At 77.8% G+C, this 11,049-nt stretch carries 13 protein-coding genes; 4 read left to right on the top strand and 9 right to left on the bottom strand.

Annotated elements, in window-relative coordinates; genetic code table 11:
* From AC3WUG_RS15560 to AC3WUG_RS15525, 8 genes are all read right to left on the bottom strand, one after another.
* A partial coding sequence (locus AC3WUG_RS15560) for an asparaginase (protein ID WP_492328497.1) occupies positions 1-974 on the bottom strand: 974 nt, incomplete at its 3' end.
* Positions 975-976: 2 nt separating this feature from the next.
* Positions 977-1,324 (bottom strand): DUF2516 family protein, encoded by a 348-nt coding sequence (locus AC3WUG_RS15555; protein WP_492328496.1) that lies wholly within the window; start codon positions 1,322-1,324, stop codon positions 977-979.
* A gap of 74 nt (positions 1,325-1,398) precedes the next feature.
* Positions 1,399-2,436: an FUSC family protein gene (locus AC3WUG_RS15550; RefSeq protein WP_492328495.1), complete on the bottom strand. Its 1,038-nt coding sequence runs from the start codon at positions 2,434-2,436 to the stop codon at positions 1,399-1,401.
* Between the two features lie 91 nt (positions 2,437-2,527).
* Entirely contained in the window at positions 2,528-3,700 is a 1,173-nt protein-coding gene (gene ygfZ / locus AC3WUG_RS15545) for a CAF17-like 4Fe-4S cluster assembly/insertion protein YgfZ (RefSeq protein ID WP_492328494.1), read from the bottom strand.
* Position 3,701: 1 nt separating this feature from the next.
* Positions 3,702-4,292: a heme-binding beta-barrel domain-containing protein gene (locus tag AC3WUG_RS15540; RefSeq protein WP_492328493.1), complete on the bottom strand. Its 591-nt coding sequence runs from the start codon at positions 4,290-4,292 to the stop codon at positions 3,702-3,704.
* A 166-nt stretch (positions 4,293-4,458) separates the two neighbouring features.
* A complete protein-coding gene (locus tag AC3WUG_RS15535) occupies positions 4,459-4,953 on the bottom strand; it encodes a DUF4395 domain-containing protein (RefSeq protein WP_492328492.1) in 495 nt (164 codons plus the stop codon).
* 84 nt (positions 4,954-5,037) lie between these two features.
* A complete protein-coding gene (locus AC3WUG_RS15530; protein ID WP_492328491.1) occupies positions 5,038-5,478 on the bottom strand; it encodes a thioredoxin family protein in 441 nt (146 codons plus the stop codon).
* Between the two features lie 48 nt (positions 5,479-5,526).
* Complete coding sequence (locus AC3WUG_RS15525) at positions 5,527-6,294, bottom strand: hypothetical protein (protein WP_492328490.1); 768 nt, start codon at positions 6,292-6,294, stop codon at positions 5,527-5,529.
* A 156-nt stretch (positions 6,295-6,450) separates the two neighbouring features.
* On the opposite strand from AC3WUG_RS15525, the gene AC3WUG_RS15520 reads away from it, so the two are divergent.
* From AC3WUG_RS15520 to AC3WUG_RS15510, 3 genes are all read left to right on the top strand, one after another.
* Positions 6,451-7,185: a winged helix-turn-helix transcriptional regulator gene (locus AC3WUG_RS15520; protein ID WP_492328489.1), complete on the top strand. Its 735-nt coding sequence runs from the start codon at positions 6,451-6,453 to the stop codon at positions 7,183-7,185.
* A 251-nt stretch (positions 7,186-7,436) separates the two neighbouring features.
* Positions 7,437-8,726: a Na+/H+ antiporter NhaA gene (nhaA, locus tag AC3WUG_RS15515; RefSeq protein ID WP_492328488.1), complete on the top strand. Its 1,290-nt coding sequence runs from the start codon at positions 7,437-7,439 to the stop codon at positions 8,724-8,726.
* Between the two features lie 11 nt (positions 8,727-8,737).
* Positions 8,738-9,661, top strand: coding sequence for an alpha/beta fold hydrolase (locus AC3WUG_RS15510; RefSeq protein ID WP_492328487.1), 924 nt, complete (start codon positions 8,738-8,740; stop codon positions 9,659-9,661).
* Here the strand turns inward: AC3WUG_RS15510 and nth are convergent.
* A complete protein-coding gene (nth, locus tag AC3WUG_RS15505; protein ID WP_492328486.1) occupies positions 9,658-10,416 on the bottom strand; it encodes an endonuclease III in 759 nt (252 codons plus the stop codon). The genes AC3WUG_RS15510 and nth overlap by 4 nt on opposite strands.
* Positions 10,417-10,576: 160 nt before the next feature.
* Between nth and AC3WUG_RS15500 the strand changes: the two genes are divergently transcribed.
* Entirely contained in the window at positions 10,577-10,999 is a 423-nt protein-coding gene (locus AC3WUG_RS15500; RefSeq protein ID WP_492328485.1) for a hypothetical protein, read from the top strand.
* Positions 11,000-11,049 lie beyond the last annotated feature (50 nt).

Genomic DNA, 11,049 nt, shown 5'->3' with positions numbered 1-11,049 from the left:
ACCCGGAGCGCCGCCGCGAGCACGGCGGGCCGCGGCCGCCCGCCGCCGTCGGCGACCTTGAACGCGACCGCGGACCCGTCCGGGAGCGCCGCCGCGTACACGCCGTCCGCGCCGTCCTTGGCGACCAGCCCCGGCACCGCCCGCATCGCCCGGGTCACGTCCCGCTCGGCGCCCCCGACGAGCTCGGGGTGCTCGGCCATCGCCAGCGCCACCCGGGCGAGCGGCGTGCCGGGGTCGGCGACCGGCGCGACCGCGATGCGGGCGAACGCCCGCGCGAGCCCGGCCAGCGTCGTCGAGAACAGCGGCGCGCCGCAGCCGTCGACGGTGACGTGCCAGGCCTGCTCGCCGGTGAGCTCCTCGACCGCCGCGCGGCACGCGACCTGCACGGGGTGCTCGGGCTCGCGGTACTCGGCGGGCTCCCAGCCGGGCTCGCCGGCGTGCGCCACGCAGGTCGCCAGCATCGCCGCGTGCTTGCCGGAGCAGTTCTGCGCGACCGGCTCCTTGCCGTGCCCCTCGGTGCGCCACGCGAACGCCGCCTCGGCGTCCAGCGGGAAGTCGGGGGTGTTGTCGAGCGCCGACTCGTCCAGGCCCGCGCCGAGCAGCGTCTCGCGCACGACCCGGAGGTGCTCCGGGGTCCCGTCGTGGCTGGCGCAGGCGAGGGCGAGGTGCGGCCCGTCGAGGTCGAGGCCCGCGCGGAGCATGCCGACGGCCTGCAGCGGCTTGAGCGACGACCGGGCCAGCACCGTGACCTCCGGGTCGCCCAGCGCGAGCCGCACCGAGCCGTCCGGCGCGAGCACGACCAGGTGGCCGAGGTGCACCGACTCGACGAGCTCGCCGCGCACCACGCGGGCGAGCGGGACCGCGGCCGAGGCGACGTCGCCCGCCCCCTCGGCGTGCCGCGCGACGACGGCCGCGGCGGCCGCGCCGTGCAGCCGCTCGGCCAGGTCGGGGCCGCCCTGCCGGACGCCGGGCACGCTCACCACCCGCCGCGGGTCGGGCCCTGGCCGCCACCGCTGCCGCGGCGGCGGGAGTGCGGCGCGACCGCCGGGCGCACGTCGACCAGGTACACGATCGCGGCGACGGCGCTCAGCAGCGCGAGGAACGTCGGGAACGCCCCGAGCCCGAGCGGCGGCGGCACCGAGAAGAACGCCACCGCGGTGGCGATGCCCAGGATGATCGACCAGATCTGCTTGGTCTGCTTGCCCGCCGCGACGTACGCGGACGCGGGGCGGCGCAGCGCGTCGACCAGCGCCCAGACCGCCAGCACGAGGATGACGAGGGTGAACAGGAGGAAGAGCAGCACCTGCACGTTGCCGAAGATCACGGGGCGAGCCTACGGTGCGCCGGCCGCCGCGCGCCCGGCGGGCCCGGCGGGTCCGCGCCGCGGAGCCGGGCGGGTCAGATCTCCGGCAGCGCCTCGCGCGCGGTGCGCGGGTCGACGCCGGCCGCCTCCAGCAGGTCGACGACGAGCGAGCGCACCAGCAGCAGCAGGCTCTGCGCCTGGAGGTCGTCGGGCGTCAGCGTGAACGGGTCGAGCTCGCCGGCCAGCCGCAGCAGGTCCTCCCGGGCCCGCAGCGGCTCCGTCCCCGCCCCGAGCGCCGCCGCCAGGGCGTCCGCCGCGAGCGCCACCCGGTCCACCGCGTCCGCGACCGGCCCGAGGTCGCGCTCCCCGTCCGCCTGCACCGACGCGAGCGCACGCCGGGCCAGCACCCGGGAGTTGCGCACGGCGCGGTCGACCCGCACGGCCGACTGCCCGATCCAGGCCAGCTCGGTGCGGTGCCGGCGCGCCGCGGGCGACACCCGCGCCAGGTCCCGGGCCGAGGAGGCGGCGTCCTGCCACTCGTCGAGGGCCGGCTGGGACGCGCGGCCCCGGATGAGGGCGTCCTCGACGTCGTGCTCCGACGGCCCGCGCATCCCGCGGGCGAGCAGCCGGAGCATCCCGGCGAGCTCCTCCACCGCGGCCCGGCCCTGGGCGCGGGGCCGCCGCCGCGGGTCGCTGGGCGTGAGCGCGGCGACCGCCAGCGCGACCAGGCCGCCGACCAGGGCGTCGGTCCAGCGCCCGACCGGGCCGCCCGACGCGCTGACCGCGGGCAGCCCGACGATGACGATCGCCTGCACGCCCGCCTGCGTCGTGAGCATCGGCCCGCGGTCGAGGAACCGGGCGGTGAGCGCCGCGACCAGCAGCACGAACGCCACCTGCCACGCGCCGGTACCGATCACGTGCACGACCAGGTCGCCCAGGCCGACGCCGATCGCGACGCCGACCGCGAGCTCCGCCACCCGGCGCAGGTCCCGGTCGGCGGTGAACCCGAGCGCGATCCAGGCGCTCACCGGCGCGAAGAACGGCGCGCTGTGCCCGAGCACGGCGGAGCCGATCCAGTAGGCGACGCCCGCGGCGAGCACGGCCTGCAGGACCGGCACGAACGCCGTCCGCACGCGGGCACGACCCTGCCGCACGCGCGCGGCGACCTGCACCCGGACGGCGGAGGGTCCCCGGTCCGGCCGCGCCGCCCCCGTCACCGGGCGGTCACAGCATCGGGTGGCCGCCGAGGCCGCGGGTGAGCGGCCCCCGCGCGGCCGGGCGGTCGACGGACACGCCGTCGCCCGGGACCACGATCTCCTGGCCCGCGGTCAGCACGCCGCCGTCGGCCTCGACCACGACCTCGACGTCCACCGGCACCGAGCGCTTCACGACCGCCAGCGCGACCGGGCCGAGCTCGTGGTGCCGGGCGACGGTCGTGACGACCCCCACCTCGCGGCCGGGCTCGCCCGTGCTGAGCAGGTCGCCGAGGTCGCGCACGACCGCGCCGGCCTCGGGGAGCACGTGGCCCGACCCGTCGAGGTGCAGCATCACCAGCCGGCGCGGCGGCCGGCCGAGGTTGTGCACCCGCGCGATCGTCTCCTGGCCGCGGTAGCAGCCCTTGTGCAGGTGCACGGCGGTGCGCAGCCAGTCGAGCTCGTGCGGGATCGTCCGGTGGTCGACCTCGCGGCCGGCGCGCGGGCGCCACGCCTCGACGCGCACGGCCTCGCTCGCCCAGGTGCCGACCAGCGGCCAGCCCGCGGACTCCCGCGCCCGCACCGCGTCGGCCAGGCCGGCGCGGGGCACCAGCACGAGCCGCCAGGCCCGGTCGGCGCCGGGGTGCTCGTCGTCGGGCAGGCCGTACCGGGTGCCGCCGGGCAGGGTCCGCGGCCACGGGTCGCGCCAGGTGACCGGCTCGCCCTCGGCGCCCTCGGCGTCGACCGGCTCCCCGATCGCGGCCCAGTCGTCCGTCACGTCCGCGACCTCGACGCGCAGCAGGAACCGCATCCGGTCCAGCCACGCCGCCAGCGCGGGTGCGGTCTCGCTGATCAGCCAGGTGGCCTCGCCGTCGTCCACGACCGCGGCGGCGTGCTCGACGTGCCCCTGCGGGCTGAGCACGAGCGTCTCCGTCGAGGTCCGCGGCGGCAGCGCGGTGAGCTCCTGCGAGGTGATGGAGTTGAGCCAGGACAGCCGGTCGGGCCCGGCCACCCGGACCACCCCGAGGTGCGACTGGTCGACGACGGCGCCGCCGCGGGTCAGCGCGCGCTGCTCCGCGGTCGGGTCGCCGTAGTGCCAGGCCACGCCCGCGTCGGGCCCGGACGCGGCGACCGCGCCGTGCCGGTCGAGCAGCGGGCTGCGGTGCCGGGGCTCCGCGGGTGCGGCCGCGACGTCGTCGGACATCTCAGTCCGTCACGCGGGCGAGCCGCGCGGAGGCGTACGACTGCAGCTCGTGCCCGAACGCGGCGAGGTCGTGCGCCCACATCAGCTCGCCGTTCACCAGGCCGTACAGGCGCTTGCCCGCCGACACCTCGGCGCCGGACGCGGTGCGGGCGATGACGTCGCTGACCAGGTCGATGCGCCCGTTGCCGGTCGCGCCGACGTAGACGGCGACGTGCCCGGACGGGTCGGCGAGGAGCAGCTCGACCGGCGACAGCGCCGACCCCATGCCCTCGGGCCGCTCCGGCGGGATGCGCCAGTAGCCCTGCTCCGTCGACCACACCGCCCCGGCCGCGTCCGCGTCCGCGGCGGGCGCGTCGGCCGGGCCGCCGTCGGCGTCGGCGATCGCGGAGGCGTCGTCCGGCACGACGACGAGCCGGATCGTGGACGTGTAGGAGAGGTACGGGCCGCCGTCGTGGTCGATCACCACGTCCTGGGTGAACGCCGTCTCCTCGATCCCCGGGTACCCCACGACGCCTTCGCCGTGCCAGCGCCCGACGAGCCAGGCGAGCGGGTACATCTCCGGGGCGAGGCCCTCGGGCAGCGTGAACGCCATGGAAGCCCTTCTTGTCAGCGCTGTCCCTTGAACAGCCGGTAGACGACGAAGCCGGAGAACCACCCGATGGTGAGCGTCGCGGCGACGAGCAGACCGATGAACACGATCTCGAGTGCGTGCATCTGCCGATCCTAACGACGACGCGGCCCCGCGCCTTCCCGACGCCTCAGGCCCGGGCGTGCCGCACCCGGACGCCGAGCAGGTAGAGCTCGCAGCCGAGGCACAGGCCGAACACCGCGTTGAGCACCGCGGCGACGAGCGCCAGGGCAGCCGCGACCACCACCGCCCCCGGGACCCCCAGCAGCGCGAGCAGGACGCCCGCCCCGGTGATGACCAGGCCGACCAGCTGCGCGAACCGCGGCGGGCGCGGGTCCTCGAGCTCGGCGGGCGGGGCGAGCCGGGGGCGCACGAGGCCCCGGTAGAGCAGCCCCTGGACGGACCCCTGCGCCCCGCGGACGGCGCCGACGGCGAACAGCGCGGCGACGACGGCCAGCGCGACGGTCGCGGCGGCGCCGGGGAGCAGCAGGACCACCACGAGCAGGGCGGCGGTGACGGCGGCGCCGACCCGCGGGCCGCGGGGGTCGATGCCGGCCGGGGCGTCGGGCGCGGGGCCGCGGGCGGCGGCGGGTGCGGGCTGCGGCGTGCGGGGGGACGCGGGCACGGCGGTCTCCAGGGGGTGAGGCGGGCGGGGTGGTCGAGCCGAGGCCGGGCGCGGCGCCGGGTGGGGCGCCGGGTGGGGAGCCGGTCAGGCGGCGGCCGGACAGGGGTCGAGCGCACCGAGCGCCTCGACGGCCTGCTGCCGCGTCGTCGCCCCGGACAGCCGGCCGCGCACGGCGCCGGCGCCGTCGAGCACGAGGACCGTGGGCGTGCGCAGGACGTCGAACCGCCGGACCAGGTCCAGGCGCTCCTCGGCGGCGACCTCGACGTGCGCGACGTCCGCGCGCTCCCCGGCGAGCGCGCGGAGCACGGCGGCGGTGCTGCGGCACGGCGCGCACGCCTCGGACGACAGCTGGAGGAACGTCGCCGCGTCGCCGAGCGGGGCGCCGACCTCGGCGGCGGTCAGCCGGTCGGGGGCCGTCGCCGCGCCGCGGGCCGCCACGAACCGCCCGTTCCGCGAGCGCCAGAGCAGGCCGGCGAGGACCGCGAGCGCGAGCACGCCGACGACCAGCAGCACGCGCAGCCCCATGCCCACCCCCACTCCCGGCGCGGGCGCGTCCGGCGGGCGGCCCGGTCGTCAGCCGACGAGCACGCGGCCGACGACGTAGACCAGGATGCCGGTGACGGCGACGGGCAGCACAGCGACCGCCCACCCCGCGAGACGATGTTCCAGCGCGGGCAGCCGGTCGAACAGCGCGTCGCCCGCGGCGACCAGGACGCCGATCGCCGCGCCGAGGAGCGCCCCCGACAGCAGCCCGACGGTGGGCAGCGCGGCGCCCGCGACCAGCCCGCCCGCGACGGCGGCGCCGAGCGTCGCGCCCGCGCCCGCCCAGCCGCGCAGGGGCAGCGCCGTGACGGCGGACCCGACCGCGAGGGCGACCGCGCCGGTCACGACGACCGCGTCGCCCGCCGCCGTGCGCTCGGCCGCGAGCCAGCCGGCGGCGCACACGGGCACCAGCGCGCCGGCGACGGTCCCGGCGACCGACTCGACCAGCCGCTCGCGACCGTCCCGCCGCGCCAGCTCGGCGACGAACGCCGCGAGCACCGCCCCGGCGAACACCGCGGGCACGTCGCCCAGCAGCGGCTCGGTGGTCGTGACGTGCACGACCACGACGGCCGCGACCCCCGCGAGCCCGATCACCACCCCGCTGCCGACGCGCGCGGGCAGCCCGGCGACGTGGGGCCAGCCGAGCGCGAGGACGCCGGAGAGGGCGATCAGCAGGGCGGCGAGGACGACCCCGTCCCGGCCGGCGAGCGAGACGCCCCCGAGGACACCGGCGACGGCGACGAGCGTCGCCAGGACGGCCGTGGTCACGGCGCGGTTCGAGGCGGGCACGGGCGCCATCCTCGCATCCCGGGGCCCCGCACCCGGCATCGGGCCGGTCGCGAGCGGCCGGGGACGCGGGCTGCTTGTACCACCGCGATGTGTCGCGGACGCAGGGGTCGACGTGACATCGGAGGGGTACCGTGTCCCCAATTCGGACGGGAGGAGGGCCGCTGCGTGGCCGACCTGCTGCTGCTCACCCCCGCGTCGGGGGGTTCGTCCCAGGTGCTGCCGGCGCTCGGGCTGCTGTCCCACCGGGTCCGCGTGCTGCCCGTGGAGCCCTCGGCCCTGGTGGACGCGCCCGACGCCGACATCGTCGTGCTCGACGCGCGGCGCGACCTGGTGACCGCGCGCACCACGTGCCGCCTGCTGCGCGCGACCGGTCTGACCGTGCCGCTCGTGCTCGTGCTGACCGAGGGCGGCCTCACGGTCGTCACGGCCGAGTGGGGCGCGGACGACATCGTGCTGGAGAACGCGACGCCCGCCGAGGTCGAGACCCGGTTCCGGCTCGTCATCGAGCGCGCCGCCCGGTCGTCCTACGACGACCAGCCCCAGGAGATCTCGTCGGGCGAGCTGATGATCGACGCCGGCGGGTACACCGCCCGGCTCCGCGGCCGTCCGCTCGACCTCACGTACAAGGAGTTCGAGCTCCTCAAGTACCTGGTGCAGCACCCGGGCCGCGTGTTCACCCGCGCCCAGCTGCTCCAGGAGGTCTGGGGATACGACTACTACGGGGGCACCCGCACGGTCGACGTCCACGTCCGGCGGCTGCGCGCCAAGCTCGGGCCGGAGCACGAGCAGCTCATCGGCACGGTGCGGAACGTCGGCTACCGGTTCGACCCGCCGAAGGACCGGCGCTCGGCCGACAGCGGTGCCGCGCCGGCGGCCGCCGAGGTCGTCGCGGACGCCTGACGGCGCCCACCACCTACGGAGGGCCGTCGTCGTCGGCCGCGTTCGTCGCGCGCCGCCACGATGGCGGGATGACACCGCTGACCTGGGTGCTGTCCGGCCTGTCCGCCGTCGTGCTCGTCGGCGCCCTCGCCCGGCTGCTGCGCCGCGCGCGTCCCGGGCGCCCGGTCCGGGAGCGCCGCCGGTAGGATCGCCCGCGGTGTGCCGGGAAGTCTGGTCGGCGTCCCCGTCGTCGACCCCACGGAGAGCCGCCCGTGTCCCACTCCCCCGCACCCGCCCCGCAGCAGCCCGGTGAGCCGCAGGCCCCGCGCAGCCTGTTCGGCCCGCTGTCCCCGGGCGGCCTCGCGAACCTGCTCGACACCCTCCGCGCCGAGCGCACCGGCGGCGTGCTGCTGCTCGCCGGCGCCGTCCTCGCGCTGCTGTGGGCCAACTCGCCCTGGTCTGCGTCCTACACCGCGCTGTCGGACACGGTCGTCGGCCCGGCGGCCCTGCACCTCGACCTCAGCCTCGCGGCGTGGGCGACCGACGGGCTGCTCGCGATCTTCTTCTTCGTGGTCGGCGTCGAGCTGAAGCGGGAGATCGTCGCCGGCGAGCTGCGCCGCGCCCGGACCGCGGTGGTGCCCGTCGTCGCCGCCGTCGGCGGGATGGTCGTGCCGGCGCTGCTGTACCTGCTGGTCACCGCCTCGGCCGGCGACGGCGCGACCCGGGGCTGGGCGGTGCCCACCGCGACGGACATCGCGTTCGCCGTCGCCGTGCTCTCGGTGGTCGGCCGCAGCCTGCCGGCGTCGCTCCGGGCCTTCCTGCTGACGCTCGCGGTCGTCGACGACCTGCTCGGCATCGTCGTGATCGCCGTCGTCTACACCGACGGGCTGCACCTGCTCTGGCTCGCCGCGTCCCTCGTGGCCGTGGCGGCCTTCGCGCTGCTGGTCCGGGTCCGCCGCCCCGGCGTCGCCGGTCACGCCGCGCTCGTGGTGCTGGCCGTGACCGCGTGGGCGCTCATGCACGCGTCCGGGGTGCACGCGACGATCGCCGGCGTGCTGCTCGGCCTCACCGCCCCGGCACTGGCACGTCCGGGTGAGGCGTCGAGCGTCGCCGAGCGGCTCGAGCACCGGTGGCGCCCCGTGTCCGCGGGGTTCGCGGTCCCGGTGTTCGCGCTGTTCGCCGCAGGGGTGCCGCTGTCCGGCGGGGTGCTCGCCGACGCCCTCCGGGACCCGGTGGCGCAGGGCGTCGCGCTCGGCCTCGTGGTCGGCAAGCCGCTCGGCATCCTGGCGGCGACGTGGCTGGTCGCGCGGTTCACCCGCGCGACCCTGGCCCCCGACCTGCACTGGCGGGACGTGGGGGCCGTGGGGCTGCTCGCCGGCATCGGGTTCACGGTCTCGCTGCTCATCGGCGAGCTCGCCTTCGGGGCCGGCAGCGCCCACGACGAGCACCTCAGGGTGGCGATCCTGCTGGCGTCGACGACGGCCGCGGTGCTCGGCGGCGCGGCCCTCGCGGCGCGCGACCGGGCGCACCGGTCCCGCCGGACGGGGGCCGGGACGCGGTAGGTTCGGCGTCGATGACCGTCGACTCCGCCGCCCTGCTGCTCGACGGCCCGTGGCGGCACCACTTCGTCCCCGCGAACGGCTCCCGGTTCCACGTGGCCGTCGCCGGCCCGGACGACCGGGACGCCCCGCTGGTGGTGCTGCTGCACGGGCTGCCCGAGCTGTGGTGGGCGTGGCGCCACCAGCTGCCCGCCCTCGCCGAGGACGGGCACCGGGTCGTGGCGATGGACCTGCGCGGCACCGGCGGCTCGGACAAGCCGCCGAGCGGCTACGACGTGCCCACGCTGACCCGGGACGTCGCCGGCGTGGTCCGGTCGCTCGGCTGCGACCGCGCGGTCGTCGTCGGGCACGGCGTCGGCGGCGGCGACGTGGCCTGGGCCATGCCCGCCTACCACCCCGGCCTCACTCGCGGCGTCGCGGTGCTGTCCTCCCCGCACCCGCTGACCCGCCGCGCGGACCCCCGCTCCGGACTGCGCGCCCGCGCCGCGCAGCGCGTGGCCGAGATCCAGGTGCCGTACCTGCCCGAGCGCGCGATGACCCGCGGCGACCTCGTCGCGCGGCTGCTGCGCGAGTGGGGCGGCCCGCGCTGGCCGGACCCCGCGGCGCTCGCGCTGTACCGCCGGGCGGCGCACGTCCCGTTCGCGGCGCACTCCGCCCTGGAGCAGGTCCGCTGGCTGTACCGCTCCGGGGTGCGCGCCGACGGGCGCCGGCACGCGGTCGCGCTGCGGGACGCGGCGCCGGTCCCGACGCTGCAGGTGCACGGCGGGTCGGACGGCTGCTACACGGTGTCCCGGGCGATGGCCGACGGGTCGGTGGCCCGCCGGCTCGGGCCGCACTACCGGTTCGAGATGCTCTCCGGTGCGGGCCACTACCTGCCCGAGGAGGAGCCCGACCGCGTCACCGCCCTGCTCCGCGACTGGCTCCGCGAGCTGGGCTAGGCCCCGCCGACGTCGACCGCCCGCTCGGCGGGACCCCGGGGCGGGACCGGGGGCGCCGCGACCCGGACCAGGGCCGACGGGCAGTCGCCCGTCAGGGGGCAGGTGGCGCAGTCCGGCTTGCGGGCGTGGCAGGTGCGGCGGCCGTGGAAGATCAGCCGGTGGCTGAGCAGGGTCCACTCCGGCCGGGGGATCAGCGCCGCGATGTCCTGCTCGACCTTGACCGGGTCCTCCTCGGTCGTCCAGCCGAGCCGCCGGGCGAGCCGGCCCACGTGCGTGTCGACGGTGATGCCGGGCACGCCGAACGCGTCGCCGAGGACCACGTTCGCCGTCTTCCGGCCGACGCCCGGGAGCGTCACCAGGTCCTCGAGCCGGGCCGGCACCTCGCCGCCGAACCGCTCGACGAGCGCCCGGCCGAGGCCCTGCAGCGAGCGCGCCTTCGCCCGGAAGAACCCGGTCGGCCGGATCAGCTCCTCGAGCTCGGCCGGCTCCGCGCCGGCGTAGGCGGCGGCGTCGGGGTAGCGGGCGAACAGCGCCGGCGTCACCTGGTTGACCCGGACGTCCGTGGTCTGCGCGGACAGCACGGTCGCGACCAGCAGCTCCAACGGCGTCCGGAAGTCGAGCTCGCACCGCGCGTCGGGCCAGCGGACCGCGAGCGCGCGGTTGACCCGGCGGGCACGGCGGACGAGCGCGACCGGCGGCCGGTCCGCGGGCGTGGCGCCGGCGGTCGCCGCCGCGCGGGGCCGTGCGGGACTCATGCGGCCAGCGTAGGTCCCCCGGGGGAATCGGTTGCTCTGGGCGAGTGACCTGGGGAGTTGATCACATGACCAACTTCTCAAGTCGGGCACCCCGGGCGTCGAAAGACGGGGGGACGCGACCTGTGGCCGTACGGGTCGTCCGAGAGAGTGGGCGGACCGCATGACCCTGGCCGGCACGGCTGACCAGCTCGTCGAGCTGCGCCGGCAGCGCGGTGCGCTGCGCCTCGAGCACCAGCACGTCGTCCGCTGGCGACGCCTGGTCCGCGACCGTCTCGAGCTCGCCGTGGCCGCCGCCGCACCGCCCGAGGCGCCGGGCGCCTGCCCGGACGTCCGCAGCGTCCTGGGGGACGCCGCCGTCGACGTGCCGCCCGCGGCCGAGCTCGCGGCCGCCGTCCGGGGCGCGCTGCCGATCGCCGAGGTGCACGAGCTGCCGCGGCTCCGTGACCTGGACCTGCGCCTCGCCCGCTACGAGATGCGTCTCGAGGACGCGCTGCGCCGCCTCACCGACCGGTACATCGACCGGCTCGCGCGCGACGTCACCGAGGGAGGCGTCGACGCGCTGCGCCGTCCTGCCGGCGCGTGATGAGGCACACTGAGGGACGTCACATCCCGGCAAGAAGGTGAGGTCCCTCC

It is taken from the genome of Cellulomonas sp. EB106-03-03-XG116, assembly GCF_058792015.1.
The sequence above is the reverse complement of the archived record's forward strand: the minus strand, read 5'-3'. Positions and strand labels throughout refer to the sequence as shown.